At 64.7% G+C, this 26,988-nt stretch carries 22 protein-coding genes; 13 read left to right on the forward strand and 9 right to left on the reverse strand.

Going from position 1 to position 26,988, the window contains the following annotated elements; genetic code table 11:
* The first annotated feature begins 46 nt into the window (after positions 1 to 46).
* On the forward strand, positions 47 to 1,102 hold the full coding sequence (locus FQU85_RS12855; RefSeq protein ID WP_145848560.1) for a zinc-binding dehydrogenase: 1,056 nt from the start codon (positions 47 to 49) through the stop codon (positions 1,100 to 1,102).
* Here the strand turns inward: FQU85_RS12855 and FQU85_RS12860 are convergent.
* From FQU85_RS12860 to FQU85_RS12875, 4 genes are read right to left on the reverse strand one after another with little or no spacing between them, the layout of a single operon-like run.
* Complete coding sequence (locus tag FQU85_RS12860; protein ID WP_145848562.1) at positions 1,099 to 1,839, reverse strand: amino acid ABC transporter ATP-binding protein; 741 nt, start codon at positions 1,837 to 1,839, stop codon at positions 1,099 to 1,101. The two genes, FQU85_RS12855 and FQU85_RS12860, sit on opposite strands and share 4 nt — an antisense overlap.
* Positions 1,836 to 2,654 (reverse strand): amino acid ABC transporter permease, encoded by an 819-nt coding sequence (locus tag FQU85_RS12865; protein ID WP_145848564.1) that lies wholly within the window; start codon positions 2,652 to 2,654, stop codon positions 1,836 to 1,838. Before FQU85_RS12865 ends, FQU85_RS12860 begins: the two co-directional genes overlap by 4 nt.
* Positions 2,655 to 2,661: 7 nt before the next feature.
* Positions 2,662 to 3,486 carry a basic amino acid ABC transporter substrate-binding protein gene (locus FQU85_RS12870; RefSeq protein ID WP_145848566.1) on the reverse strand — a complete coding sequence of 275 codons (825 nt, stop codon included), beginning with the start codon at positions 3,484 to 3,486 and terminating at the stop codon, positions 2,662 to 2,664.
* A 53-nt stretch (positions 3,487 to 3,539) separates the two neighbouring features.
* The gene (locus FQU85_RS12875; protein WP_145848568.1) at positions 3,540 to 4,403 is read right to left on the reverse strand and encodes a COX15/CtaA family protein; all 864 of its coding nucleotides are present in this window, start codon (positions 4,401 to 4,403) and stop codon (positions 3,540 to 3,542) included.
* Positions 4,404 to 4,518: 115 nt separating this feature from the next.
* Between FQU85_RS12875 and FQU85_RS12880 the strand changes: the two genes are divergently transcribed.
* Positions 4,519 to 6,765, forward strand: coding sequence for an NADP-dependent malic enzyme (locus FQU85_RS12880; protein WP_145848570.1), 2,247 nt, complete (start codon positions 4,519 to 4,521; stop codon positions 6,763 to 6,765).
* Positions 6,766 to 6,799: 34 nt separating this feature from the next.
* Here FQU85_RS12880 and FQU85_RS12885 read toward each other — a convergent pair whose 3' ends face one another.
* The gene (locus FQU85_RS12885; protein WP_145848571.1) at positions 6,800 to 7,399 is read right to left on the reverse strand and encodes a hypothetical protein; all 600 of its coding nucleotides are present in this window, start codon (positions 7,397 to 7,399) and stop codon (positions 6,800 to 6,802) included.
* Positions 7,400 to 7,736: 337 nt separating this feature from the next.
* Between FQU85_RS12885 and FQU85_RS12890 the strand changes: the two genes are divergently transcribed.
* Genes FQU85_RS12890 through FQU85_RS12900 form a run of 3 tightly spaced genes read left to right on the forward strand, consistent with a single transcriptional unit; the run spans position 7,737 to position 9,640 of the window.
* Complete coding sequence (locus FQU85_RS12890; RefSeq protein WP_145848573.1) at positions 7,737 to 8,117, forward strand: metalloregulator ArsR/SmtB family transcription factor; 381 nt, start codon at positions 7,737 to 7,739, stop codon at positions 8,115 to 8,117.
* A 55-nt stretch (positions 8,118 to 8,172) separates the two neighbouring features.
* Positions 8,173 to 9,225 carry an ACR3 family arsenite efflux transporter gene (arsB, locus tag FQU85_RS12895; protein WP_145848575.1) on the forward strand — a complete coding sequence of 351 codons (1,053 nt, stop codon included), beginning with the start codon at positions 8,173 to 8,175 and terminating at the stop codon, positions 9,223 to 9,225.
* Positions 9,209 to 9,640: a low molecular weight phosphatase family protein gene (locus FQU85_RS12900; RefSeq protein WP_145848577.1), complete on the forward strand. Its 432-nt coding sequence runs from the start codon at positions 9,209 to 9,211 to the stop codon at positions 9,638 to 9,640. The genes arsB and FQU85_RS12900 overlap by 17 nt, the downstream gene beginning before the upstream one ends.
* On the opposite strand, the gene FQU85_RS12905 is transcribed toward FQU85_RS12900, so the two are convergent.
* Positions 9,637 to 10,245, reverse strand: a complete 609-nt coding sequence (locus FQU85_RS12905) for a ribonuclease H (protein ID WP_145848579.1) — start codon at positions 10,243 to 10,245, stop codon at positions 9,637 to 9,639. The two genes, FQU85_RS12900 and FQU85_RS12905, sit on opposite strands and share 4 nt — an antisense overlap.
* Positions 10,246 to 10,361: 116 nt before the next feature.
* Between FQU85_RS12905 and FQU85_RS12910 the strand changes: the two genes are divergently transcribed.
* The 8 genes from FQU85_RS12910 (at position 10,362) to FQU85_RS12945 (ending at position 22,081) form a co-directional block, all read left to right on the forward strand.
* Positions 10,362 to 11,972 (forward strand): ABC transporter substrate-binding protein, encoded by a 1,611-nt coding sequence (locus FQU85_RS12910; RefSeq protein WP_145848581.1) that lies wholly within the window; start codon positions 10,362 to 10,364, stop codon positions 11,970 to 11,972.
* 10 nt (positions 11,973 to 11,982) lie between these two features.
* Complete coding sequence (locus FQU85_RS12915; protein WP_145848582.1) at positions 11,983 to 13,029, forward strand: ABC transporter permease; 1,047 nt, start codon at positions 11,983 to 11,985, stop codon at positions 13,027 to 13,029.
* Entirely contained in the window at positions 13,029 to 14,105 is a 1,077-nt protein-coding gene (locus FQU85_RS12920) for an ABC transporter permease (protein ID WP_145848585.1), read from the forward strand. The genes FQU85_RS12915 and FQU85_RS12920 overlap by 1 nt, the downstream gene beginning before the upstream one ends.
* Position 14,106: 1 nt before the next feature.
* Positions 14,107 to 15,291, forward strand: a complete 1,185-nt coding sequence (locus FQU85_RS13825; protein ID WP_145848587.1) for an ABC transporter ATP-binding protein — start codon at positions 14,107 to 14,109, stop codon at positions 15,289 to 15,291.
* Positions 15,284 to 16,498: an ABC transporter ATP-binding protein gene (locus FQU85_RS13830; RefSeq protein WP_145848589.1), complete on the forward strand. Its 1,215-nt coding sequence runs from the start codon at positions 15,284 to 15,286 to the stop codon at positions 16,496 to 16,498. The genes FQU85_RS13825 and FQU85_RS13830 overlap by 8 nt, the downstream gene beginning before the upstream one ends.
* Before the next feature lie 21 nt (positions 16,499 to 16,519).
* Positions 16,520 to 17,020: an HPP family protein gene (locus FQU85_RS12935; RefSeq protein ID WP_145848590.1), complete on the forward strand. Its 501-nt coding sequence runs from the start codon at positions 16,520 to 16,522 to the stop codon at positions 17,018 to 17,020.
* A gap of 25 nt (positions 17,021 to 17,045) precedes the next feature.
* Positions 17,046 to 17,954 carry a DMT family transporter gene (locus FQU85_RS12940; RefSeq protein WP_145848842.1) on the forward strand — a complete coding sequence of 303 codons (909 nt, stop codon included), beginning with the start codon at positions 17,046 to 17,048 and terminating at the stop codon, positions 17,952 to 17,954.
* Between the two features lie 3,869 nt (positions 17,955 to 21,823).
* Positions 21,824 to 22,081, forward strand: coding sequence for a hypothetical protein (locus tag FQU85_RS12945; RefSeq protein ID WP_145848593.1), 258 nt, complete (start codon positions 21,824 to 21,826; stop codon positions 22,079 to 22,081).
* A gap of 1,272 nt (positions 22,082 to 23,353) precedes the next feature.
* Here FQU85_RS12945 and FQU85_RS12950 read toward each other — a convergent pair.
* From FQU85_RS12950 to FQU85_RS12960, 3 genes are all read right to left on the reverse strand, one after another.
* Positions 23,354 to 24,391 (reverse strand): transposase, encoded by a 1,038-nt coding sequence (locus FQU85_RS12950; RefSeq protein ID WP_240792434.1) that lies wholly within the window; start codon positions 24,389 to 24,391, stop codon positions 23,354 to 23,356.
* Positions 24,388 to 25,650 (reverse strand): RNA-guided endonuclease TnpB family protein, encoded by a 1,263-nt coding sequence (locus FQU85_RS12955; protein WP_145848595.1) that lies wholly within the window; start codon positions 25,648 to 25,650, stop codon positions 24,388 to 24,390. The genes FQU85_RS12950 and FQU85_RS12955 overlap by 4 nt, the downstream gene beginning before the upstream one ends.
* A 226-nt stretch (positions 25,651 to 25,876) precedes the next feature.
* Complete coding sequence (locus FQU85_RS12960) at positions 25,877 to 26,986, reverse strand: hypothetical protein (protein ID WP_145848597.1); 1,110 nt, start codon at positions 26,984 to 26,986, stop codon at positions 25,877 to 25,879.
* Between the last annotated feature and the right edge of the window lie 2 nt (positions 26,987 to 26,988).

Raw genomic sequence — 26,988 nt, forward strand, 5'->3', positions numbered from 1 at the left:
GGCGTCACACCGGGAGCGTGAAAACGTTGTGCACGAAGCCGGTAGTATGCGAGCCGCAGTCCTGCGCGAGTACGGGGAACCGCTCGACGTCACGGAAGTCGACCGACCGACGGCCGCCCCGCACGGGGTCGTGGTCGAGGTGGACGCCTGTGGGGTGTGTCGGAGCGACTGGCACGCGTGGAAGGGCCACGGGGAGTGGGCGGACGACGACGTTCCCACGGGGCAGATTCTGGGCCACGAACCCGCGGGACGAGTCGTCGAGGTCGGCGACCGGGTGTCGGAGTTCGCGGTCGGCGACGCGGTGGCGGTGCCGTTCTGCCTCGGCGACGGGTCGTGTCCGCGGTGTCTCGCGGGGCACGGGAACCGCTGTGAGGACGGGTACGCGCTCGGGTTCGAGCCCGCGGTTCCGGGCGCGTTCGCGGAGTACGTCGCGGTGCCGCACGCTGACTACAACGTCACGCACCGCCCCGAGTCCGTGTCGGCGCGCGCGGCGGCGGCGCTCGGCTGTCGGTTCATGACGGCGTTCCACGCGCTCGCGCACCGCGCGCCGCTCGACGCGGGCGACTGGGTCGCCGTCCACGGCTGCGGCGGCGTCGGGCTGTCGGCGGTGCAGGTCGCGAGCGCGCTCGGCGCGCGCGTCGTCGCGGTCGACATCCGGGACGACGCGCTCGACGCCGCGGCCCGGATGGACGCGGCCGAAACAGTGAACGCCGCCGAGGCGGACGCCGCCGCGGAGATCCAGGAACGCGTCGGCGGCGCGCACGTGTCGCTGGACGCGCTCGGGAGCGCGGAGACGTGCCGGGCGTCCGTCGAGAGCCTGCGGTCGGGCGGCACGCACGTCCAGCTCGGCCTCACCACGGACGCCGAGAAGGGGGAGGTGAGTCTGCCGACGGACTACATGACCCGGCACGAACTCTCCTTCCTCGGGTCGCGGGGGATGTCGCCGACGAGCTACGACGAACTGTTCGCGCTCATCGACGCCGAGAAGGTAGACCCGGGCGCGCTCGTCACGCGCGAACTCTCGCTGGACGCGGTTCCGGAGCGGCTGGCGGCGATGGACGACTACGGGACGAACGGCGTGGAAGTGGTGACGGAGTTCTAGACTTCGAGGAACTTCGAGAGGAACTGTTGGGCGCGATCCGTCTCCGGGTTCTCGAAGAACTCCGCGGGAGGGGCTTCCTCGACCTTCTCGCCGTCCGCCATGAGCACGATGCGGTCTCCGACCTCGCGCGCGAACCCCATCTCGTGGGTGACGACCATCATCGTCATCCCCTCGTCCGCGAGGTCGCGCATCACGGACAGCACTTCCCCGACGAGTTCGGGGTCGAGCGCGCTCGTCACCTCGTCGAACAGCATCACGTGCGGATGCATCGCGAGCGCTCTGGCGATGGCGACGCGTTGCTGTTGGCCGCCGCTGAGCTGGTGGGGATACGAGTCGGCCTTCCGTTCGAGCCCGACGCGGCTCAGGAGGTCGCGCGCCGTGCGTTCGGCCTCGTCTCCCGAGACACCCTTGACCTTTCGCGGGGCGAGCGTGATGTTTTCGAGCGCGGTCTTGTGCGGGAAGAGGTTGAACGACTGGAACACCATGCCGATTCGCTGGCGGAGGCGGTTGATGTCCGTCTCGGGGTCGGTGAGGGAGACCCCCTCCAGTCGGATCTCGCCGGACTGAATCTCCTCGAGGCGGTTCGTACACCGAAGGAGTGTGGATTTCCCGCTCCCCGAGGGGCCGACGACGACGACGACTTCGCCGTCCTCGACGTCGAGGTCGATATCCTTCAGGACGTGGTTCTCGCCGAAGTACTTGTTCACGCCGTCGAAGACGAGCTGTGCCTCGCTCATTCGTGGCCACCTCCCGGGGTCGCGCGGCGTTCCATGTACCGCACGAGCGCGCCGAGCGGCACCGTGAGCGCGAGGTAGGCGACGGCGACGATGATGATCGGCGTCCACGCGTCGAACGTCGCCGAGTAGATGCTCCGGAACGCGTCGATGAGTTCGGGGACGGCGATGAACGTCAACAGGGACGTGTCCTTGATGACGATGACGAGGTCGTTTCCGATTGCGGCGAGCGCGTTCCGCCACGCCTGGGGGAGGACGACCTCCCGCATCGACTGGACGTAACCCATCCCGAGCGACCGCGCGGCCTCCATCTGGCCGTCGGGGACGGCGTCGATGCCGCCGCGGACGGCCTCACCGATGTACGCGGAGTGGTTGAGCGTGAGCGCGAGAACGGCGGCCGGGTACTTCCAGTCCGGCGGGAACGCGCCCGGCCAGAGCTCCGGAATCCCGAAGTAGACCATCACGAGCTGGAAGAGAAGTGGCGTTCCGCGGAAGAACTCGACGTAGACGGTCGAGACGCCGTACGTGATGCGAGTGTTCGAGACGCGTCCCAGCCCGACGAGCACGCCACCGACGAGCGACGTGAACGCGCTGACGACGAAGATGCCGAGCACGATGAGGAACGCGTTGACGAACTGCGGGTAGATGACCTCGACGAGGAGCGACGGGTCGACCTGGAGAACTGCAGCGCCGAGGAACAGAGCCGTTACAGCCGAGAACGCGACCGCTGCGGCGATACCGATCGCACGATACGTGCTGTCCGAGGGCGCGTCCGAGCCGTGACCGTCCGCCGCCGTGGTGGGCGATAGCTGGGACATCGAGCGATTAGCCCGCGAAGTACTCGTTGTATATCTCGTCGTACGTGCCGTTCTCGCGGATGGTCGCGAGCGCCTCGTTCACGTCAGCGCGGAGGTCGTCGTCGTCCTGGCGGAACGCGATACCGTAGTCCTCGACGGTGAGCGTGAGGTACGGCGGGGCCTCCCGGCCCTGTTCGGTCGCCGCGCCCTCCCCCTCGACGAACCGGAGGTCTTCGGGGTTCTTGCTGACGTACTCCGCGCTGACCGTGTTGTCGTTGATCACCGCGACGACCTGATTGTTGAGGAGGCTGCTGAACGCGGCCGCGATCTGGTCGTAGGAGTTAATCTGGAGGTCGCCGTTGAACTCGGCCTTGAGTTCCTGCGCGGCGCTCTCTCCCGTGGTTCCCTTCTGCACGCCGACGGTCTTCCCCTTGAGGTCGGACTTCTCGTCGATCGGGGAGTCCTGCCGAACGACGATGGTCTGGTACGCCGTGAAGTACGGGTCGGAGAAGTCCACGCTCTCCGCGCGCGTCTCCGTGATGGTCATCGCGGACATGATGACGCGGAAGTTCTTCGCCTTGAGCGAGTTGATGATGGTGTCGAACGAGGTGTCCTGGAAGTTCGGGTTCATGCCGAGCTGGTCGCCGAACACGGCCTCCGCGATGTCCACGTCGAACCCGCGGAGCTCTCCTTCCGTGGTGGTGTACTCGAACGGCGGGTAGGGGATGTCGCTCCCGATCTGGATGGTGTTTTCGCCGCTGCCGCCGCCGAACCCGAGGCAGCCGGCGAGGCCGAGCGTGGCCGCTCCGGCTGCGGTTCCTTTGAGGTACGTACGCCTGCTCGTTTCGTCCATACTACCCGTATTAAACGCCATCTCGTATAAACTGTTTACCCCTGCCGCAACGTTCACTCGGCGGTCGGGCGGGCGCGATCCCCGCGGTCGGGAGTGCGTGCGGCGACACCGGCGGCGACGAGCGCGAGCGCGGCGGCGACGTAGGCGGCGAGTTCGACGGGCGTCGTGACGAGTACCAGTCCGACGGTGAGCGCGGTTTCGCCGAGGTAGAACCCGATTGCAGCGCCAGCGGCGGTGCGGGCGCGTGCGGAGAGGCCGGTGTTCCAGCAGAGCGCGGCGAACAGCGCGGCGAACCCGAGGAGGGCGGCGAAGTGGTAGAGCGTCTGGGCGGTCGCGGTGTAGGCGAAGAGGAGGTCGCGGGCGAGCAGGAGGTGCGCGAGGAACGCGCCCGCGCCGACGGTGAGTGCGGTCTGGGAGGCGTTCGGGCCGACGCGCCCGGCGCGCTGGTACGCCCACGCGGTCGCGGCGACGAGCGCGGCGAAGATAGCGAACGCGGCGACGAAGTGCAGGGACTGCACGGGCGGCGCGTACCCGCCCTCGACGAGTCCGGCGAAGGTGACGGTGGTGCCGCCGAGCACGACCTGAAGCGGGAGGATGAAGAGCGCTATCCAGCCGGAGCGACTCGCGTTCGTGTCCGGGAACCGATGCTGGAGAACGAGCGCGTTCCCGAAGATGACGAAGCCGACAGCCATCGCGACGAACCGGTGGAACCACTCGATGAACTGCGGGAGCGTGAGACCGATCGGGGAGAGCTGTCCGGCGCACCCGGGGTACGTCTCGTTACAGGTCGCGCCCGCGCCGACGGCGGCCGTGTAGAGGCCGAGCAGGAGGAGGAAGAACGTCACGCCGGTAGTGGCGAGCGCGATCTCGGGGGCGTGGTCGTCCAGCCACGCGACGGCCCGTCGAAGGGAAGCCATAGACGGTGGTTCGCCGGCGTCCTACTTAGGAACACAGGTCCTGTATTCGTCGTCTGTCGAAACGGCCTTCGACGGGTTCGGGTAGTTTTTTGGCGTTCGGTGTCGGGGAGTCGGTATGGGACTCGACGAGGACGCCTTAGACTACCACCGCGAAGACCCGCCAGGGAAGATAGAGATATCGACGACGAAACCGACGAACACGCAGCGAGACCTCTCGCTCGCGTACTCGCCCGGGGTCGCCGCGCCCTGCGAGCGCATCGCGAGCAATCCCGACGACGCCTACCAGTACACGGCGAAGGGGAACCTCGTCGGCGTCGTCTCGAACGGCTCGGCCGTGCTCGGCCTCGGCGACATCGGCGCGCAGGCGTCGAAGCCCGTGATGGAGGGCAAGGGCGTGCTGTTCAAGCGGTTCGCGGACATCGACGTGTTCGACATCGAACTCGACCAGAGCGACGCCGAGGACATCGTCACGTCCGTCTCCGCGATGGAACCGACGTTCGGCGGCATCAACCTTGAGGACATCAAGGCCCCCGAGTGCTTCGTCATCGAGAACCGCCTGCGGGAGGAGATGGACATCCCGGTGTTCCACGACGACCAGCACGGGACGGCCATCATCTCGGGCGCGGCGCTCCTGAACGCCGCCGACATCTCCGGGAAAGACCTCGAAGACGTGGAGGTCGTGTTCTCGGGCGCGGGTGCGTCCGCCATCGCGAGCGCGCGGTTCTACGTCTCGCTCGGCGTGCGCAAGGAGAACATCACGATGTGCGACTCCTCCGGCCCCATCACGCCCGGCCGCGAGGACGTGAACGAGTACAAGCAGGAGTTCGCGCGCGAGACCGACGCGGACGACCTCGCGGACGCGATGGCGGGCGCGGACGTGTTCGTCGGGCTCAGCGTCGGCGGCATCGTGAGCGAGGAGATGGTGGCGTCGATGGCGGACGACCCCATCATCTTCGCGATGGCGAACCCCGACCCCGAGATCGGGTACGACGAGGCGAAGTCCGCGCGCGACGACACGGTCATCATGGCGACCGGGCGCTCCGACTACCCGAACATGGTGAACAACGTCCTCGGGTTCCCGTTCATCTTCCGGGGCGCGCTCGACGTGCGCGCGACGGACATCAACGAGGAGATGAAGGTCGCGGCGGCGGAGGCGCTCGCCGACCTCGCGCGCCAGGACGTGCCGGACGCGGTCGTGAAGGCGTACGGCGACCAGCCCCTGCAGTTCGGCTCCGAGTACATCATCCCGAAGCCGCTCGACCCCCGCGTGCTGTTCGAGGTCGCGCCCGCGGTCGCGGACGCCGCGATGGAGACCGGGGTCGCCCGGGAGTCCGTCGACCTCGAAGAATACAGGGAACGCCTCGAAGCCCGCCTCGGCAAATCGCGGGAGATGATGCGGGTCGTGTTGAACAAGGCGAAGAGCGACCCGAAGCGCGTCGCGCTCGCGGAGGGCGACAACGAGAAGATGATTCGCGCGGCGTACCAGCTCCAGGAGGAAGGCATCGCGGAGCCCGTTCTCCTGGGAGACCGCGGCACCATCGAGGGGACGGTCGGCGGCCTCGGACTGGACTTCGACCCCGAAATCGTCGACCCGGACGAGGGCGACCACGACGCGTACGCCGACCGCCTCCACGAACTCCGCAAGCGCAAGGGCGTGACGCGGAGCGAAGCGGGCGAACTCGTGGCGAAGGACTCGAACTACCTCGGGAGCGTGATGGTCGAGGAGGGCGACGCGGACGCGCTCCTCACCGGCCTCACCCACCACTACCCGAGCGCGCTCAAGCCGCCGCTCCAGGTCATCGGCACCGCGCCGGACGCGGACTACGTCGCGGGCGTCTACATGCTGACGTTCAAGAACCGCGTCGTGTTCGCCGCGGACACCACGGTGAACCAGGATCCCTCGAAGGAGGTGCTGGCGGAGGTCGCGGAGCACACCGCGGACCTCGCGCGCCGCTTCAACGTCGACCCGCGCGTCGCGATGCTCTCCTACTCGAACTTCGGCAGCGTCGACACAGAGGGCACGCGGAAGGTGCGTGACGCCGCGAAGTCCCTGCGCGAGAACCCCGAGGTCGACTTCCCGGTGGACGGCGAGATGCAGGCGGACACCGCCGTCGTCGAGGATATCCTCTCCGGAACGTACGACTTCGCGGAGCTCGAGGAGGCCGCGAACGTCCTCATCTTCCCGAACCTCGAAGCCGGAAACATCGGGTACAAACTCCTCCAGCGTCTCGGTGGCGCGGACGCCATCGGCCCGATGCTCGTCGGGATGGACGAACCCGTCCACGTCCTCCAGCGCGGCGACGAAGTCAAAGATATCGTCAACCTCGCGGGAGTTGCGGTCGTCGACGCGCAAGAGGAGTAACCGCGGTTTCTCGGTTTCGTCGGTTCTCCGCTCGTTAGACGCCGAGCCACTCGTCGTCTCGCACCGCGTAGTCGTTCGAGCGACAGAATTTCGCGGCGCGTCGGCGAACGTCTCTCGACCCGGGGAGGGCGTTCTTCTGGCTGATGCGTTCGACGATCCAGTCGGTGACGACGTCGATTCCCTCGTCCTCGTCGTCCTCGTCGATGTCCTCGAGCGCGCGGAGGGTCTTCTCGTAGGCGTGGCGGCGCTCCCGGTCGAAGTCGAGGTTCTGAATCGGTCTGCTGGCTTCGACGATGCGCTTCATCGCCGCGGCGATTGTCGGTCGCTGGACTCGGACGCGGACGGCCCGGGGCGACGGGAAGGTCTCCGCGTCGGTGTCGGGAACGAGATCCGAGACGGTGTACGTGGCGTTCGAGGCGACGACCTCGCGGTCGCCGACCGCCGCGACCACTTCGGTTCCCGTCGCCGGGAAGTCGACGGCGTCGAGGGCCGCGTCGAGTTCGTCGAGCACGGATTCGTCGACGGGCGGTTCGGTCTCGTGCCAGCGTTCGAGTTCCGTCGCGATGTTCCGCTCGTCCTGCTGGCGTTCGGCGTCACGCGCTTTCTTGTCTCGTCCGCTCTTATCATCGGCCATTCCTAACACTTCGTGGTCGAGTCGGATAGTCCTGTGGTCGGTCGCGGCGCACGCGGCTATCGCGGAGGCAGGACAGTCGTTATACGATAGTGGTTCGACACGTTCGGTAGAGTACTATCGGAGTTCGTCTCGTCCTGGGCTCCGGTCGCGGTTCCGTTCGCCGTGGTGCTTGCGTACGTCGTGGCGAAAGTCATGCTCCAAGCGCCCTTTGAGGGGAAGCGACCGAATCTCGGCGATATCGGCCAGTGGGAAACGGTAAGGACGGCTGACCACCGGCGTATCTGAATCAGCGTTCAGACAGTAACGCCTATCTGAATGGTGATTCAATCAGTGAGTGATGAGTGAGAGTGAGCGGCTCCGTCGGAAGGTCGACGCCGACCTCGGCGGGTGCTGCGACGCGGACGTGGCGAACCGACTGAGCGAACTGCGCGCGCTCGCGGACGACGCCGACGAGCGCGCCGGAACGAGAGCGGTGTTCGCCGTGCTCGGAGACGAGACGCGAAACCGCCTCGTGCGCGTGCTCGCGGCGAGCGACGACCGGCTCTGTGTCTGCGAACTCGAACCGCTCTTCTCGGTGAGCGAGAGCGCGCTGAGCCACGCGCTCTCCGACCTCGCGGACGCCGGCCTCGTCACGCGGGAGAAGGAGGGGAACTGGCGGTACTACGAGACGACAGAGCGCGCCGAGCGCCTGCTCGCCGCCGCGGAGGCCGACGCGTGATCCACGTCGAACCGACGGCTCGACTACCGCACACTCGCCACCCGGAGGGGCTCGCGTGAGCGACAGCCTCGGGGTCTTAGACCGGTATCTCACGCTCTGGATCGCGCTCGCGATGCTCGTCGGGGTCGGACTCGGGCGGTTCGCGCCGGGGTTCGTGGACGTGCTGAACGCGGTGCAGTTCCACGGCACCAGCGTCCCCATCGCCGTCGGGCTGTTCGTGATGATATTCCCCATCATGGCCGAAATCGAGTACGACCGCATCCCGCGCGTCACGCGAACTGCACGTCGCGAAATCGGGCTGACGCTCGCGTTCAACTGGCTCGTCGCGCCGTTCGTGATGTACGGACTCGCGACGCTCTTCCTCGGCGGCCACCCGGGCTACATCACGGGCCTCGTCCTGGTGGGTATCGCGCCCTGCATCGCGATGGTGCTCGTCTGGAACGAACTCGCGTCCGGGAACCAGGAGCTCTGCGCGGTCTGCGTCGGCGTGAACAGCCTGCTCCAGATCGCGCTGTTCGTCCCGTACGCGTTCCTCTTCCTCACGGTACTCCGGGGGACGAGCGTCGACGTGTCCATCCCGCTGGTCGCGACGATGGTCGGGGTCTTCCTCGGCCTCCCGCTCCTGCTCGGCTACCTCGTTCAGCGCACCGCCTTCCGTACGGTCGGCCGGCGCGCGTACTACGACCGCGTCATCCCTCGCATCAGTCCGTTCGGACTGCTCGGACTCCTGTTCACCGTCGTGGTGATGTTCGCGCTGAAGGGCGACTACATCGTCTCCAACCCCGGCGAAATCGCGCTCATCGCGCTCCCGCTCCTCCTGTTCTTCGTCGGGCTCTGGGCGCTCGCGTACGGAACCAGCGCACTCCTCGGGTTCGACTACACCGAAGCGATCAGCGTCGCGTTCACCGCGTCCTCGAACAACTTCGAACTCGCCATCGCCGTCGCGGTCGCCGTCTTCGGCATCGGAAGCGACGTGGCGCTCGCGACCGTCGTCGGCCCCCTCATCGAGGTGCCCGTGATGCTCGCGCTCGTCCGCGTCGCACTCGCCACCCGCGGACGACTGTTCGGCGACGAAACGGAGGTGACGGGCGTTGCCTACACCGACTAAGAACGACGAACCGACCACCGTCGCGTTCGTCTGCGTGCAGAACGCGGGCAGAAGCCAGATGGCGTACGCGTTCGCGGAGCGCGAGAAGCGCGAGCGCGGCCGCGACGACCTCGAATTCGTGACGGGCGGGACGCGGCCGGCCGACCACGTCCATCCCGGGGTCGTGGAGGCGATGCAGGCGGCGGGAATCGACATCTCGGCGCGCGTGCCGCGTGAGGTGTCGTTCGCGGAGATTCAGGACGCCGACGTGGTGATAACGATGGGGTGTTCGGCGGAGGACGTGTGTCCGGCGAACTGGTCGGGGGAGAACCGGGACTGGAACCTCGACGACCCGGACGGGAAGTCCCCCGAAGAAGTCGCGCGGATTCGGGACGACATCGAGGCCAGGGTGCAGGAGTTGTTCGAGGAGTTCTAGCGGTTCGCGCGGCTCGGCGGCGGGATCTGCGGTTCCGGTTCGTCGAGTCCGGGGAGGAGGCACTTCGGGGGCTCGTCGTTGACGTGCGCGTACTCGTTGGGCGCGTTCGCGAGGACGTGCGCGGGGTTCCGGCCGCTGGGGAGGGCGGCGGCGCGGAGTTCCGTGAAGGAGGCGACGCGTGCGCGGATACCGCGCCAGTGATGGCCGACCGTCGACGGGACGGAGACGTCGCGGAGCGGCCGGTAATCGGGGCCGTTCGCGGCGAGCGCGGCGAGGTTGACGTTCGCGGCGACCTCGTCGTGGTCGACGAGCACGCCGACGCGGGCGTCGCGGGGCGCGCGTGCGGCGAGTACGTCGAGACCGAGGTGGAGCGCGCGGTACTCCGCGACGTTGTTGTCCGGAACGCGGTCGGGGACGGCGAGGCGGGCGACGCGCTCGCCGCTCCGTGATTCGATGATGACGCCGAGACCGCCCGTTCCGTCCACGTACGAACCGTCGGTGGCGACGTAGAAGTCTCGATGATGGGTGTGCGGGGGATGGGCGATGTGGGGAGTCGGCGCGTCGTCGAAGAGTGTCCTGAGGCTCGAGCGCCCGGCGTGCGCCATGTGTCGTGATTGGGGTGATAGAACTTAAATCGTGCGCCGGTTTGTCCTCCACGACGCCGTGTACATCAGCGGATATAGCACAGCGTATATATGCGTCGGCCGTGTCAGAGTGCGGTATGGCAGGTACTGACGAACAAAATTCGACGAGCCGGCGGACGTTCCTGACCGGCGTCGGTGGCGCGGCAGTGACCACCGCGCTCGCCGGCTGTCAGGGCGGCGGCGACACGACGACCGACACGACGACCCAGGGGACGACCCAGGGGACGACGAACGAGCTTCAGGATTTCCCCGTGACCATCACGCAGGGTCAGATGCCGACGACGCTCGACCCGCAGGACCACCGGTCGACGCCGACGGACAACGTCGTGCTGCACACGTACGAGGGGCTGCTGTCCCGCAGCCGCACCGGGCAGATGCAGGCGCAACTCGCGACCGACTGGGAGCGCATGGAGGACGGCCGGGTCCGCTTCCAGATTCGGGACGGCCCGACGTTCCACAGCGGGAACGACCTCACGCCCGGTGACGTGGCGTACTCCATCAACCGCATCGTCAAGCCCGACGTCGGCATCAACAGCCCGCAGTCGGACCAGCTCGCGGGCGTGACGGGTGCGGAAGTCGTCGACGGTGAGCGCGCGGTCGACGTCATGTCGAGCGGCCTGAACCCCATCGTGTTCTCGCTGTTCGCGACGTACGGCGACGTGATGGAGCAGGCGTGGGTCGAGGAGAACAGCACGGACTACATCGCGACCCACATGAACGGCACGGGACCGTTCGAGTTCAGTGACTACGAGCAGGGCGTCAACGTCGTGCTCGAACGCTACAACGACTACTGGCAGGAACCCGCGGCGGTCTCCGAACTGACGTTCAACGCAGCAAAGGAGTCCAGCACGCGCGTGAACCAGCTCATCGCGGGCGAGACGGACGTGGTCGTGAACGTCCCGCCGCAGGACATCGCGCGCGTCCAGAACGGCGAGAACACGCGCATCGACGCCGTGTCGAGTTCGCGCGTCATCTACAACGCGATGCGGTACGACGTGGAGCCGTTCGACTCGCCGCAGTTCCGGCAGGCGATGAACTACGCCGTGGACATGCAAGCGATCATCCAGAGCGTGCTCGACACGTTCGGGGACGCGACGAGCCAGCCGACACTCGAAGGGTTCGTCGGGTTCAACGAGGAGCTCACCCCGTACCCCCACGACCCCGCTCAGGCCGAACAGCTCGTGGAGGACAGCGGGTACGCGGGCGCAGAAATCGAACTCCACACGCCGGTCGGTCGCTACCTGAAGGACGTGGAAATCGCGCAGGCGGTCGTGAACCAAATCGACGAACTCCCGAACGTCTCCGCGACCCTGAATCAGCGCGAGTTCGCGTCGCTCGCGGGCGAACTCACGGACGGCGACATCACGACGAGTCCGCACTGGTACCTCATCGGCTGGGGGAACGCGACGTTCGACGCGAGCCAGACGCTGGTTCCGCTGCTGACGAGCAACGGCGCGCTAACCTCGTACAAGAACGACGAGTTCGACTCGCTCGTCGAGCAGGCGCAGAGCGAGTCCGACCCCGCCCAACGCAAGCAGTACCTCGAAGACGCGAACGCACACGCGAACGAGCAGGCGCCGTGGATCTTCCTGAACCGCCAGTACAGCGTGTACGGTGTCTCCCAGCGCGTGTCGTGGCGGGCGCGTCGTGACGAGCGGATCGACGCGTACGCGATGAGCCAAACGTAACTCCTCCATCATGTCTTTCGCTCGTTTCATCTCGAAACGGATACTCCAGGGTATCCTCGTCATCTGGGGCGTGGTGACGGTGGTGTTCCTGCTGCGGTACCTGACGCCGGGGAATCCGGTGTCGTTCATCGCGCCGCTCGACGCGGGGCCGGAACTCCGGGCGCGTATCGCCGCGGAGCTCGGGCTGAACCAACCCATCCACGTCCAGTACTGGAACTACCTCACGGGCGTCATGCAGGGCGACTTCGGACAGTCCTACATCGTCGCGAAGGGACTGCCCGTCTCGGAGGTCGTGCTCGGACGGCTGCCGGCGACTATCGAGATGGCGGTCGCGGCGTCCGTCGTCGCCATCATCCTCTCGATTCCGCTCGGCGTCATCAGCGCGACGAACCGCCACGAGCCGAGCGACTACCTCGCGACGACGTTCTCCCTCGTCGGTATCAGCACGCCGAACTTCTGGCTCGGCATCATGCTCGTGCTCGTACTGTCGATTCAGCTCGACCAGCTCTCGGGCGCGTGGGCGTGGCTCGGCTGGTTCAGTCCGCCGACGAGCGGGATGGCTCGCTACGAGGGGAATCCCATCCTGTTCTACGACGGTCTTCGGTATCTCGTGATGGGGAACGTACAACCGATGATTTCGTGGTTCCAGCACATGGCGCTCCCCGCGATAACGCTGGGGACGTACTTCACCGCGCTCATCACGCGACTCACGCGGAGCGGGATGCTGGACGAACTCGGGCAGTCGTACGTGCAGGCGCTGCGAGCGAAAGGGCTCCCGGAGACCCGAACGCGGTACCGGCACGTCCTCAAGAACACGCTCATCCCCATCATCACGGTGCTCGGCCTCCAGTTGGGGACGCTCATCGGTGGTGCGGTCATCACGGAGAGCGTGTTCGACTGGCCGGGACTCGGCACCCTCCTCATCGACGCCATTAATCGGCGTGACTGGACGGTTATCCAGGGGTCGCTCATCGTTATCGGCTGTGGTTTCGTCCTCATCAACATCCTCGTGGACGCGCTGTACGCGTACGTCAACCCCCAGGTGGTGAACGAGTAATGAGTCTCCTCAGTGATTTCTTCGACTGGCTGTTCGGCGGTATCGCCGCGGTGCTCGGAAAGGCCGCGTCGCCGCGGACGATTCGAAACCTCAAATCCGAGCTATCGCGGAGTCTGCTCGCGAAACTCGGCGTGGCGTTGCTCGCCGTCATCGTGCTGGCGGCGGTGTTCGCGCCGTTCATCGCACCGAACAACCCGACCGCACAGCACTTGAACCAGACGCACCTGCCGCCGCTCGGGTTCAGCGCGGAGCAGACGCAGACGACGTCTAAGGTCGTGAATGGCACGGTGACTATCGTCAAGGAAACCGTGTACGTGAGTGCGGACGCGACGTACCCGCTCGGCACGAACTCGCTCGGGCAAGGAATGTTCTCGCGAATGCTGTACGGGGCGCGCGTGAGCCTGCTCGTCGGCCTGCTCGGTTCCGGTATCGCGGCGTTCGTCGGCGTGGCGGTCGGACTGTCGGCGGGCTACTACGGCGGGAAGGTCGACGACGCGCTAATGCGGGGGGCGGACGTGATGCTCGCGTTCCCGTCGCTCGTGCTCGCGGTGGCGCTCGTCGGTCTGTTCGGAAAGCAAGGCGTTCCGGTGCCGGACCCGTTCGTCGCGCTCGGACTCGCGCCCGGGATGCCGGAGTCGTTCAAGATTCCGGGGACCGTTATTCTCGTGGTCGCGCTCGTGAACTGGGTGTGGTTCGCGCGGGTGGCTCGCGGCGAAGCCCTCACGCTCGTCGACCAGGAGTACGTGAAAGCGGCGCGCAGCGTCGGGGCGAGCAACTTCCGCATCCTGCGGTCGCACGTCCTTCCGAACGCCATCACGCCGATTCTCGTGCTGGCGACGATTCAGGTCGCGGCCATCATCCTCCTCGAATCCTCGCTGTCCTTCCTCGGGTTCTCCGGCACCACGCTCTCGTGGGGCTTCGACATCTCGCAGGGACGCCAGTACCTCGCAACCTCGTGGTGGATTTCGACCGTTCCGGGTATCGCCATCGTGCTGTCCGTCATCGGCATCAACCTCATCGGGGACTGGCTCCGGGACGCCCTCGACCCCGGTATCGAGGGGGAGGGGGGTGTCTGAGATGACGGACGTGCTTCGCGTCGAGGGACTCTCGACCCGGTTCTTCACGGAGAAGGGCCAGGTGAACGCCGTCGAGGACGTGAGCTTCACCATCGAGAGCGGGGAAGTGTTCGGGGTCGTCGGGGAGTCCGGGAGCGGGAAGTCCGTCACCGCGCTCTCCATCGTCGACCTCGTCGAGAACCCCGGAAAGGTGACGGACGGCGAAATCTGGTATCGGCATCCCGACCTCGCCGAGCGCGCACGCGAGGAGTACGACGACGAGACGGTGGACGGCGAGTACGTCGATCTCCTCCAGTTGCCGGAGCGAGAGCGCCGCGCGCTGCGTGGGCCGGACTTCGGGATGATATTCCAGGATCCGATGAGCAGCCTCAATCCCTCCGTGACGGTCGGCGAGCAGATAGCGGAGGCGGTGGAGGTGCAGCGTCGCGCGGAGGCGAACCCGCGCGCCACTCGGTCGCGCACGCAGGGCTACGGACTGGGGTCGCTGTTCGCGGACGCGCTGTTGCCGACGAAGAGCTACGTGTCCGAGGAGGCGCGGTCGCGCGCAATCGAACTCCTCGACCTCGTGGGGATTCCGGATCCGGAGGAGCGCTACGACGAACACCCCCACCAGTTCAGCGGCGGGATGCTGCAGCGCGCGATGGTCGCGCAGGCGCTCGCCGGCGAGCCGGACGTGCTCATCGCGGACGAGCCGACGACCGCGCTGGACGTGACGATTCAGGCGCAAATCCTCGACCTATTGAAGGATTTACAGGAGGAGCGCGGGATGAGCGTGTTGCTCATCACGCACAACCTCGGCGTCATCGCGCGGATGGCCGATCGCGTCGGCGTGATGTACGCGGGAGAGATCGCGGAACGCGGAACGCTCGCGGACGTGTTCGAAGAGCACGTCCACCCGTACACGGCGGGCTTGCTGGGGAGTATTCCAGACCTGGACGACCCCGCGCCGCGGTTGAACCCCATCGAGGGGAACGTCCCGAGCCTCCTCGATTCGGAGATGGGGAGCGGGTGTTACTTCGCAGACCGGTGTCCGAAGGCGATGGAGGAGTGCCTCGAAAAGCCGCCGGAGTTCGCGTGCGAGAGCGGAACCGGCGAGCACGCGGCGAAGTGCTACCTCGCGGACCACGAGTACGACGAGACGACTGCGCTCCCGGACGACTACTTCACGGGTGATAGCGATGAGTGAGACGTTACTCTCGGTAGACAGTTTGGAGAAGTACTACTACGAGCGGGACAGCCTCCTCGACACCGTGCTGCGGCGGGAGCCGAACGCGGTGCAGGCCGTGGACGGCGTGTCGTTCGACGTGACGGAAGGCGAGACGCTCGGGCTCGTCGGCGAGTCCGGCTGCGGGAAGTCCACGACGGGCGAGACCGTACTCCGACTCCGCGAACCGACGGGCGGCACGGTGGAGTTCGACGGGACGGACGTCAGCGACCTGTCGGGCGAGGCGTTGAAGGAGTTCCGGCGGCGCGCCGGCATCGTCTTCCAGGATCCGTTCGCGAGCCTCGACCCCCGGATGACGGTCGGCCAAATCGTCCGCGAGCCGCTTGACGTACACGGCGTCGCGAACGCGGACGAGCGCGTGCGCGACCTCCTGGAGCGCGTTGGGTTGTCGGCAGACCAGTTCGACCGCTATCCGCACGAGTTCTCGGGCGGGCAGCGCCAGCGCGTCGGCATCGCCCGCGCGCTCGCCCTCGAACCCGACTTCCTCGTACTGGACGAGCCGGTGTCGGCGCTCGACGTGAGCGTGCAGGCGCAGATCCTGAACCTCCTCGAAGACCTCCAGGACGACCTCGGGCTGACGTACCTGTTCATCGCGCACGACCTCTCCGTGGTGCGTCACATCAGCGACCGCGTCGCCGTGATGTACCTCGGGGAGATCGTGGAGACGGGGGACGTGGACGACATCTTCGAGAACCCGCGGCATCCGTACACGCAAGCGTTGCTGGAGAGCGTGCCGCGCGCAGACACCCGGGAGTCCGAGCGCGAGGTGCGGACGCTGAGCGGGGACGTGCCGTCGCCCCGCGACCCGCCGTCCGGGTGTCGGTTCCGCACGCGGTGTCCGCACGTCATTCCGCCGGACGACCTCGACATCGAGCAGGAGGCGTTCCGGGCGGTGATGGACGTGCGCGACCGCCTGGAGCGCGGGGACTTCAGCCACGAAGACGTGGCGTCCGCAGACGAGTGGACCGAGCACGTCCCGGAGTTGTCCGGGCGCTCGCGCGAAGCGATGGCGGACGCGTTCGCGTCGCTGGCGGCGGGAGACGAAGACGCGGCGCGTGAGCGGTTGCGGGAGACGTTCGAGTCGATCTGTGAGACGGACGACCCCGAACTCGAGGGCGGCGAGCAGCCCGCGGCCTGCCACCTGGACGACCCCGCAACCACTACGTAGCGGGGCGTCGTCGGCTCTTGTATGACACTGCTCGCGCGTGACGTGATGACGGCAGACGTCGAGACCGTCGATGCGGACGACGAGGTCGCGGACGTCCTCGGGAAGCTCTCTCGACGCAAGTTCAACGGGTTCCCCGTGCTGGAGGACGGCGAGCTCGTTGGCGTGGTGACGCAGCGGGACTTCGTAGATCTGTTCGAGCCGAGCGACCGCACGCTCTGGATTCCGGTCGGCCTCCCGCCGTTTTTGGAGACTGTCGAGTACGCCATCGACCTGTCGTGGGACGAACTCGACGCGGAACTCGATCTGGCGGCGGCCGCCGGGAAGGCCGTCCGGGAGGTGATGACGCGGGACGTGGAAACGGTGTCGCCGGACGCATCCATCGACGACGTGCTCGACATCCTCGCGAGCGACGACCCGAACGTGAACCGCGTGCCCGTGCTGGACGACGGCGACATCGTGGGCATCATCACGCGCGAGGACGTGGTGCGTGCGCTCCGAGACGAGCGCGCATCGAAACCCTGACTTCTCGGGCGGTTCGATTCCGGATGTGTCCCGGTATCGGAACCTCTCGTTGTTCCTCGTGCTCGCCGCGGCGTGGGGAGCGGCGTTCATGGCCATCAAGGCGGGGTTGGCGTACTTTCCGCCAGTACTGTTCGCGGCGGTGCGGTACGACGTCGCCGGCGTGTTGATGTGTGCGTACGCGTGGTACGCGACCGACCACCCCCGGCCCGAGAGCCGGGGGGAGTGGCTGCTCGTCGGAGTCGGCGCGACGTTCATCATCGCGGGCTATCACGCGTTCCTGTTCGTGGGGGAGACGAGTCCGGAGGTGTCGAGCGCCGCGGCCGCGGTGGTGGTGAGCCTGAGTCCCGTGCTGACCACGGGGTTCAGTCGCGGCCTCCTGCCGTCGGAGCGCCTCGCGCCCGCGGGCGTGCTCGGACTGCTCTTCGGGCTGGCGGGCGTGGTCGTGCTCGCCACCGGCGGCAGTGCCGCGCTCGGCGACGTCGGGTCGGGGGAGGCGCTAGTGTTCGCGGCGGCCGCGTGCTTCGCGCTCGGGAGCGTGCTCACCGAGCGCATCGACGCGTCGCTCCCCATCGAGACGATGGAGGGCTGGTCGATGCTCCTCGGCGCGCTCCTGATGCACGCCGCGAGCCTCGCCGTCGGCGAACCCCTCGAGGTTCGGTGGACGTGGGAGGCCGTCGCCGCGCTCGCCTACCTCTCGCTCGCCGCGAGCGCCCTCGGGTTCCTCATCTACTTCGACCTCCTCGACCGACTCGGGCCCATCCAGATCAACCTCGTCTCCTACGTCGCCCCCGTCTTCGCCGCCATCACGGGCTTCCTCGTCCTCGGCGAAGAACTGGACTGGACGACCGGCGCGGGCTTCCTCGTCATCTTCGCGGGGTTCTGCCTCGTGAAACGCCGCGCGATACGCGACGAACTCGCGTCCTGGCGGACGTGACTACAGAGCTAATATGACTACGGCGACAGCTGTGGACTGATGATTAATAGAACGGTACTGGGGGGTAGCTGTGGCAGGCGGCTATGTCCACACTGAGCGCGGACGATCGTTCGAGTTCTAGGTAGTTCTGCTGATTGTGAATTCGCGGTGAGCCGGAGAAACAGGTACAGGAATAGAGCATCGAGAGAAGAGCCCGATCTCAAAACGATGGTCGATGAGGTCTCCCTATCAATGTGAGACTCACTACGAGTGACTACTGACCAAGCACGTTCACATGGTATCTCCGAAACTAGACTGTTCGGCCAGCAGGTTGAGTTTCCGCCTGTTTCGCTAGGTCTATAGCGATTTCAACTACCTATTCGGATTGGTTGGTCAGAGCTGGCGATTCAATTACATACATACTCACCAAGCCAACTGGAGTAGATTGGCCGAACACATCCGCTCCTCGCCGAACACCCCACCCCACACCCCCACCCCCAACGACATAATAAACTACCAAAATAGGGGCTTTGGAGTTATAGTAATCGGGGTGGGGGACTGGTGGGTGTGGGGGAGGTGGTGGGGTGGATGGGTGGTTGGGAGGGTGGTTGGGAGTGGATTTGTGTGGGGTGGGGTGTGTGTGTGGGTAGTTGTGGTATTTGGGCGAGTGGGTTGTGGGGTGTTTGGGTTCGATTTGAAATTGTGGGGTGTAGTTCTGAGGGACGGTTTCTGTGGTGGGGTGCTGGTCTGTGGGGGTGTTGGGTGGGTTTTGTGTGGTATTTTTTTGTGGTGTCTATGCTGGGTGGTGGGTTGTGTTTCATGGTGGTGGATTGGCTTTTTATGTGGAGTTGGTTGGTGTAGTTTTGGGGTGTTCGTATTTTTTGGGTGGGAGGGCGGGGTGGTTGCTGTTGTGGGGTTGGGTGGGGTGTGTGTCTGTCGGGGGGGTTGGGGTGTCTGGGAGGAAGTTGTGTTGGATCTGGTGTATCTGTGGCGGTAGTGTGAACCTCATGGGTTTATGTGGTGGTCGGTAATTGGGTGGTTTTGATGGGGTTTAGTAGTTCATTGTCATTGACAGCCTCCTTTGCGTGAGGGAGGGAGGGGCTCAAGCGGTGGGCGTGTCGGGTTTGTCAGTTCCATTTCATCGGACAGCCGGTCAGTTCGAATCTGGCAGGTTGTTCAGGGACTGGGAGGGGATGGGATGGGGGGGCGGTTGGGAGTGTTAGGCTCTGGGTACTTCTAGGTTCTATTGGATGTGGACTCTCAGAGTTGGTTGTGCCTTTGGGAGTTTGGCAGTTGTCGGTGGATGGGGAGGTTCTTCTGGTGGTGGTTGCTAGTGGTCTGGCATTGCGCTGAGTCTGTGTGGGAGTTAGTTGTTTATTGACTGGTTCTAGATTCTGTTTCTTTGTTTGGGGTGGATTGGTCGCCGTCGTAGGGGAGGGTTGGGAATCTGGTCTGGTTTGGCAAATTCGTATGGTCTCGTATGGCGGCTTGGCACGTTACTGTCCACGTTGCACGGGACTGTCCATGATGGGGACTCGGAGGGGTGTTTGAGCGGTGGTCTGTTGTCACATGTGATGGCGTGTCTTCATGCCGTGACTGGGTGGTATTGGGTTCGGTTCGCCGAGTAGTGCTGTACGTTCTCGTGTTTGGCCGGCTGTCCTGTGTCCTGTTGGCGAGCAATCGTCCGCTGGTGAGCGCCGTTACAGGGTGGCGTCGTTGCTGTAGCGTCCGGCCAGCAGGTACTGTGCCGTGCCGACTCTCTCGGGCTGTCTCGCCCTTCGGACATGCATGGCTATGCGTTCTCGCCAGCGGTAGACCGGGCCACGGCGAGCACGCACACCGCCAGGCTGCCTGTGCGATCGTGCTATCCCGACTAGCATGGCCAACACGTGGGTTCTTGGTGGTAGATGTTGTCGGTGAGAACCCTGTAAGCGCGTTTGCCCCGACACATGGACAGTATTGGTGAGGATGCGGAGAGGGGGAGGGGGCAGCACCTGTATGAGGGGTGCGGTCAACTCGGTGGCGTTCCGTGTGTGCGACCGCGGTCTGCGCACCTAGCGGGTGGTTCGGAGCCGCGACGCCTGCCATACCAATGGGACGTGTGGCTGGTGGTGTTGGTGTACGTGAAGGCGCCGATCCGCTGCGCAGTCAGTGGGTCGGCCATATACGCGGTGTCTCAATCGCCATGGTAGCGTCCAGCCTCTCACCCCCGCTCCATCCGGCCCCATCACCACCTACTCAGCCAGTCGGTCATCTATTCAGAACTACCCTCTCGCCAACGTGAAACTAGCTGCATAGAGCCATGCTGATCACTCAACGCCGCGTATTCCAGTGTTCAGCAACCACCACCAACCCCGGGCCCAGCCAATCAACCACTCCGCATCATCCCCTCCTCTTCCTTGCCCAGGCAAGTCGCTCCACTCTGAACCACCACCGACCCACTTCACACACCCTCACGCTCCGCATTGCAACCCCACCACCACTCCACTCCAGTCCCCACTCTCCCCACTCTCTCCAGTCCCCACTCCATAACTCGTTGGTTGTGTTTCATTTCGGTATACTTGGGGCTCTACTGCCTGTGTGTTGGTGGTGTATTGTGTCGTGGGGTGGTGGGGGTGTGGGGTGGGGTGTTCGGCGAGGAGTGGGTGTGTTTGGCGGGCTGGGTGGTGTGTGGGTGGGTGTGGTGGATGTAGCTGCTGGGGTGGCTGCGTGGTATGGTGGGGGGCGGTGTGGGTGAAACAGTGGGAGTCGGCGTGAGCCGAGTGGAGCTGGTGTGTCGTGGGTGAACACGGGACAGGAGAGAGGGGTGCGTTGACGGGTGGGCCGCAGGGTGTGAGCAGCCCGCCAAGCGGGCGGCGCGGGAGGGAGAGAGAGAGAGAGAGGGGGTGGGCGGTGAGTGGGAGTAGCTGAAAGGTGATTGTCGTCCGCGACGTCGGCGGGCCGGCGTTTCACCATGTAGTTCGATATTGTCGAACGGGTCGATCGCAACGCTGTCGCCCGTGAGCAGCTCATCAGCAGAACGACCGGTGTTTCAGCGGTCGTTCGGCCAGGCGGTGTCGCTGTGAGTCAGTGGGCTGGGTAGGGAGTGGATCTGGCGCAGCGGCTAGAAGGCGGCCTCGAGGTAACGGGCGAAGGGTGCCCCCACGGTGGGTGTGCCCGTTCGGTGACTTGCGGTGCCTGCGGACCGCCACGAGGAGCGCTCCGAGCACCGTGGCGCTGCGTGTCAGTCATGCGGCCAGGACGATCGTGGCGGCAGCTCTGGTGACGCGTGTTCGCAGCCCGACGCGGACAGTGCTGCCGCCCAGCTAGTATTTCCTGTCTGCCCGTCGGCACCACGATCTCGAACACGACGGTCGGTACAGCCTCGGTGACGGGTACTGGCCCATTCGGGCGTGGGTTCGACGACGCACTCGCAGTCAGCCGCGACGGTGTCCAAGGCCACCCAGCGTGGCACCGCCACCGTCGCCCCACCACCCATCGCCACCCGAACCACGCGCATCCAAGACCGCCGCCACCTCCTCGCCCCCCACGCCACCCACCAACTCACTAACTCACTACCTCACCCACCGCACCGACTGGCCCACCCCACAGTACCCCCGCCGCCGCCACACTCCGAAGACGATACACAGGCACCGCACCGGATCGGATCGGATCGGATCGGACCGCATTGCACGGTGCTCACCTTTAATTTAGCAGACTATCCCTGCCTGCTCTTGGTATGTCCGGGGTGACCATCGGTGGCCGGGTGTTTCCAAGGGGTGGCACGACGTGTGACGGGTGTGGCGGCCGGACTCAAGGAGTGGCTGCCGGAGGTGTTGTCGGTGATTGCTTGTGTGGGAAAGCCCGGGGGTTTTTACCTGTGGGTGGGTGCACCGAGAGGTACCGGAGCCATGGATCGGACGCAACTCGTGGCATGGGCGCGCCAGCCAGACACGCCGCTCGAAGAAGACTTGTTCACAGCACTCGACCACGCCAACGTCGATCTCGACTCACAGCGCCCGCCAATCGTCGAATTCGTTGATTTGGATGCCCTCGAGAAGCTGACCTGGGCGAACCCCGCGCTCGAAGTGCAGACCGCCGTGTGGGGGTATCCACTCGAAATTACGGCCGCCGAAATCCGCGTCTACGCACGCGACACCACCCTGTGACGGCCAGCCACCACGCCACAACCCGAACAAGCGAACGGAGACGCCACCGCCAGCACCACTCCCCCACCCCCCAATGGAGAACCGAGGCCGGGGAGAGGTCGTCAGTCGGCGCGGGCGTCGCCGTGCAGCCCCGCCACGCGAGGCCGTGGGGATACAGCGCCAACGACGAGCTGAAAGATTTCCGCAACGGAAAATAATTAGTACGGCGTGGAACAGTTCTATCTGGGTTCGCAGCGGCCACGACTGTTGCCAGGCAGTCACGCGATGCAATCGGCCCCACACCCAGTGAGCAACCCACAGAGGCACACCCCACACCCAGTGAACAACCCACAGAGGCACACCCCACACACAACCGGCGCCTGCCCTCGCCATCAACACCACCCATCCCCCCTTTCCCGCTTTCCCGTTCCGTTTCCCCAGTTCACTCCGTATCGGCACCACACGCAGAGTGTCCCAAGAGAACTGATCAGCGTATCAACGTTTCGTAGACGGCCACTCGCCACCCCGGGGCGGGCAGACTCGCACGATCCAGCGGCGACCAGGCCACGACGCATACCGATCGCCGGCCGCCCCGCAGTCACGCGACCGCACGCAACCGGCGATAATCGAAGCCGACAGCCCACACGTGTGGCTGCCGGGCGACCCACGAAACGATGTGACCGTCGGGGAACAGCGGCTTCACTGAACAGTGGGTAGGTCGGGCTGTGACAATCGTCGTTCCGTTTGCCATGTCGGAGCTGGCTGAAACGGCGTTGGTTCGCGCAGACGAACTCACTCAGGTCTTCGACGAAACCATGCTTGTGCTCACTGTGATTCCAACGGGGGATGATGAGTATGCCCGCGAGAAAGGGTGGCTGAACAGTGGGGCGGAGTATGCCGTCGAGCGAGATCGTCGCACAGCGTCACGACCGGGTCGGCAGCCTCGTGCCGGCCGCTGAGTTCCGCGAGCGCACCGTCAGCGCCCCGGCATGCGGCGGCGCACTCGCAAACGACCTGCGGATCGGCGGCAGTTGCTGCCGACGCGTCCATCATCGATCGCGGCAGTACAGCTGCTGGCCACATCGTCGCCGGCGCTGGCGCCGTCGGCCCATCAATCGCCGCCGAAGACGCCTACGACGGCCACATCGTCCGCCACCCCCGCCCCTGCGAAAATCCACGCCCGTGCCACCACACCACCAGACACACCGCCGCACAACGCCACCGACCAGTGACGTCCTCCGACGGTTCAACGAGCTGAAACCCAAGTCACGTACAAGGCCAAACAACACGAAGTCAGCTACCCACCGCTGAAGCGGTGGGCTTGTCGGTGGACTCCCGTTCTGCCGACACAGGCGTGTCGGACGCCACTTCAGTAGCGTTCACGGTCATTATCCCCGACTTCAGGGCGTACTGACAGAACGCCCCTCCAGCGAGGGGCTTCTGCCCTCGCTGGAGTCTCAGCGCCAGTTTCCGGGCTACGTTTTTCGCCGCGTTGTAATCGGCGTTCACCGAGTACGAACAGTCCAAGCAGGCGAAACGTTGCCCGTCGCGGTTTTCTTCGAGGGTACAGCCACACTTCGAGCATTGCTGGCTCGTGTAGGACGGTTCGACTGTCTCAACCACAATGCCGTGCTCGTCGGCTTTATACGCGACTTGGTCCTGCAACGCACGGAACGTCCACTGCTGGAATTTCTTGCCGTCGCTAATGCGCTCTCGAATCTGCTCCAAATCCTCGAACGCGATGTGCGTACAGCCATGGCGTTTGGCCTCTGCAATAATTTCTTTAGAACACCGATGGAGGGAGTCTTCGCTCCACCGTCCGAACCTGTCACCGATACGCTGGTAGGTCAAGTGGGCGCTTCGCGTGCCGGTCTGTTGGAGGCTGGCTCGCCGTTTCTCGAACTCGCGGCGTTGATGATTGAGGTAGTCAGCGTTACCGACGAACCTGCCCGTTGAGGTCACGGCGATGTGGTCGTCAACGTTGCAGTCCACGCCAAGGACTCTCGAATCCTCGGCTTTCTCAGGACTGGCAACGTCGAGTTCCCGTTCCATCGCGGCGTGCAGGTAGAACTCGTCGGCTTTGCTGTCGTAGTGGACAGTACTCGTACTGAACGAGTAGTCGTCGTTCAGCAGGTACTCGCCGTGTGGTGTGCCTTCGGGGTTGTCGGGCAGATCGTATTCGCATTCGACTCTGCCGGTGACAGTGGCGAGACTCACCTTGTCGCGGTAGTAGGTAGCGGCTCGCTTGTCGTAGACGATGCTGAACGTATCTTGACCTCCTCCCACCCGTGAACGGGTGGGATTCCCAAGCGTTGGGATATTAAGGTTCACGGAACGACCTGTTCTTGTGGGGCGACTTGCCCCGTGGATTTGTCGAACAGGCGTACCGATGGCTGAGCCAAGCAGCCGTTACTCCTATCCTGTGAGGGACTCGGAGTTACCGTCGCTCGCATATTCTCCGCCGCGTTCAGGTCGCTATTGGCGACCAACTCGCAATTCTCACAGACGTACAGCCCACGCTCAACACGATTCGAGTCAGCTTCTGTCCCACACTCACAGCAGGTTTTCGATGTTTTCAGATCGGCTTCATCCACACGGTCTACGTCGATACCGCGCTCTTGGGCTTTGTACTCGATGTGACTGAGAAGCGTCTCAAAGGCCCAGTCGTGGAGACGTTTGTTGCCGTGTCTCCCCCAGTCTTCATCGTTACGGATGTTCTTTGGATGACCGACTGCTATCGTCCCAATATCACGGGCGGCACATTGCTCGACGATGTCTTTCGACACCGCATGCAGGAAATGGTCTTGTCGCCGGGATTTCTTCTGTCTTACCCACTCTGCGTGATCGCTCGGCCCGTTCTCACCGTCCGTGTCGTATTCTTGCTGGCGGAAGTAGTGGGCGTCTTCTTTCAGGGCATTGCCCGGATACAGCAGTGTCTCGTCACCGACAGAGACAGCCGCCGTGTTGCAGATGCCGAGGTCGATACCGGCTGTTTTCTCACCAGGAGTATCGGCTGTCTCGATCCGGCGTTTGCAGACGAAGTGGAGTTCCCACTCGTCGCCAGTCCAGACAGCACGCACCGTCTGGACGGTTTCGACAGCGTCGAGTGTCTGCTCGTCTATTTGGAGCGTGTACTCACAGAGGATGTAGTCTGGGGCGTAGCGCGACTCTTTCATGTTCGTGCCTTTCGAGAGCCGGACACGGTTGTACTGGGTGTCGAGCTTGAAGCCCTGATTTTTCCACGTCACGGTCGAGCGTGGGTGGTCGTCGCCGTGTTTGCGGTAGCCGGGTGGGTTCGCGTCCGGGTCGTCCTGTTCGTACCACGAGACGAACGCCTCACCGAGTTCCTGAAGAACTCGTTGACTGGATTGTGAGTGCAAATCCGCATAGCGTTCGTGGGATTTGAGGTACGCACAGAGTTCGTCGGCGTCTGGAATGTGGTCGATAGCGTTCCAGACTCGTTGAATCGTCCACCGCCCGACGTTCCACAATTTCGACGCGGCAAAGCCATGCGAATCGAGGTCGCCACCGACTTGCGAATGGTTACGGATACTCGCTTTGAGTGTCCGAGTGACGACCTGATTCGACATATGTAAGCACAGTATTTGTGCTTACATAAGCGTTGGACATCTCGACGTGGAATATCCAGCCGTGGCTACGAGCGTGGAGAGATTCCCAATTGTCGGCTTCATCCACACCCGTGAACAGGTGGGCTTTCGCCTCGCTACCGCCGTAAACTTACCAATATGGGAACTTGGCGGGGTGGGAGGGTTTCATGTGAGTTCAGAACGTGTTCGCGGAGTCTGGATACGCTCGCTACGACCGCCAGCGCTCTCGATGGACTTCTTCTGCGTTACCACCGGCCGGGTATGTAACGACCACCTCGTCTCCGTCCGGGTCAACGCCCACTACGAGGTAGTCAAGCGACTTGGCAGGCCCAACCTCCGTACTCCCGCCCTTCACGGTTGATGCTACGCGGACGCGACCGTCCATATCGACATCGTTGAAATTGACACGCGCGATGGCGTTTCGGGCATCCGTCTTGGGCTGCATGACGAATTCGACGTCGTCCACAAGGCGGTCCCTCTCGGGGTAGCGCTCACGGTGAACGATCCTTCGTTCGCCCTCGAGAGTCGCGGACACTACGACCTCATCACCTCCTGACGCAACGTCCACGTTGAGCGTCGTTACGCTTTCTGGCGTGTCCGTCGTCTTGGACGATCCTGACTGCACCGCCTCGACGGTTACGGACTCCGCAATCACGTGGTCGACGAACTGTACATTTGCGACGCCTGCCGCTCTGTCGAAAGTGATGTCCTCAACTACCCACGCCGACAGGGCGCCCGAGTCGTTCTCACTAGGTGCGGGCAGTCCCTGTGCGAGAATTAGCCAACCGCCGTCCCGCTTGATGGTGACAAACTCGACGGTCTGGGTGCCGGAGTCAGTTTCCGCGGTCGCTTCGACGACCGATGTCTCTGCATCCGCGAGCGCATCCTCAATGGCGCTCCGGTTGACGCCTGACCCGGGAAGTGTGGCGGATACAACGAGGTCGACGGTTACCTCGCGGTTGACGCGCCTGACACTGGTTAGTTGGCTAGCGTTCTTGTAGAGGGCCTTCGCATTCTCTCGGGACATCCGCTTGATGCTGAATGGATGCAGGGGATGGAACCGCGACTGGAACCCGTTGACTGTCTCGGCTCTGAACGCTGACCGCACAGCGACTAGGGGGCTTGACGCAGGGTTGATTGAGCGGTCGCCATCCGCGGTCGTCTGCGTCGTCTCAGTGGCCTTGGTTGTGGAATGTTCGGGGGTCGTTCTTGTCGTGTCGTTGTCGCCGTTAGTGCCGCCTGTACAGCCGGCGACAGCGGGGATGCTGGCAGTCGCGAGCGCGCTTAACGCTGCTCGCCGCGAGATCTTGGGGACCATCG

It is taken from the genome of Salarchaeum sp. JOR-1, assembly GCF_007833275.1.
GTDB lineage: Archaea > Halobacteriota > Halobacteria > Halobacteriales > Halobacteriaceae > Salarchaeum.

Coding starts and splice junctions, on each gene's coding strand:
- FQU85_RS12860 (WP_145848562.1), bottom strand. CDS start 1,839: ATGAGCGAGGCACAGCTCGTCTTCGACGGCGTGAACAAGTACTTCGGC.
- FQU85_RS12955 (WP_145848595.1), bottom strand. CDS start 25,650: ATGTCGAATCAGGTCGTCACTCGGACACTCAAAGCGAGTATCCGTAAC.
- FQU85_RS12935 (WP_145848590.1), top strand. CDS start 16,520: ATGACACTGCTCGCGCGTGACGTGATGACGGCAGACGTCGAGACCGTC.
- FQU85_RS12945 (WP_145848593.1), top strand. CDS start 21,824: ATGGATCGGACGCAACTCGTGGCATGGGCGCGCCAGCCAGACACGCCG.
- FQU85_RS12855 (WP_145848560.1), top strand. CDS start 47: ATGCGAGCCGCAGTCCTGCGCGAGTACGGGGAACCGCTCGACGTCACG.
- FQU85_RS12885 (WP_145848571.1), bottom strand. CDS start 7,399: ATGGCCGATGATAAGAGCGGACGAGACAAGAAAGCGCGTGACGCCGAA.
- FQU85_RS13830 (WP_145848589.1), top strand. CDS start 15,284: ATGAGTGAGACGTTACTCTCGGTAGACAGTTTGGAGAAGTACTACTAC.
- FQU85_RS12910 (WP_145848581.1), top strand. CDS start 10,362: ATGGCAGGTACTGACGAACAAAATTCGACGAGCCGGCGGACGTTCCTG.
- FQU85_RS12890 (WP_145848573.1), top strand. CDS start 7,737: ATGAGTGAGAGTGAGCGGCTCCGTCGGAAGGTCGACGCCGACCTCGGC.
- FQU85_RS12865 (WP_145848564.1), bottom strand. CDS start 2,654: ATGTCCCAGCTATCGCCCACCACGGCGGCGGACGGTCACGGCTCGGAC.
- FQU85_RS13825 (WP_145848587.1), top strand. CDS start 14,107: ATGACGGACGTGCTTCGCGTCGAGGGACTCTCGACCCGGTTCTTCACG.
- FQU85_RS12875 (WP_145848568.1), bottom strand. CDS start 4,403: ATGGCTTCCCTTCGACGGGCCGTCGCGTGGCTGGACGACCACGCCCCC.
- FQU85_RS12915 (WP_145848582.1), top strand. CDS start 11,983: ATGTCTTTCGCTCGTTTCATCTCGAAACGGATACTCCAGGGTATCCTC.
- FQU85_RS12960 (WP_145848597.1), bottom strand. CDS start 26,986: ATGGTCCCCAAGATCTCGCGGCGAGCAGCGTTAAGCGCGCTCGCGACT.
- FQU85_RS12920 (WP_145848585.1), top strand. CDS start 13,029: ATGAGTCTCCTCAGTGATTTCTTCGACTGGCTGTTCGGCGGTATCGCC.
- FQU85_RS12905 (WP_145848579.1), bottom strand. CDS start 10,245: ATGGCGCACGCCGGGCGCTCGAGCCTCAGGACACTCTTCGACGACGCG.
- FQU85_RS12880 (WP_145848570.1), top strand. CDS start 4,519: ATGGGACTCGACGAGGACGCCTTAGACTACCACCGCGAAGACCCGCCA.
- FQU85_RS12870 (WP_145848566.1), bottom strand. CDS start 3,486: ATGGACGAAACGAGCAGGCGTACGTACCTCAAAGGAACCGCAGCCGGA.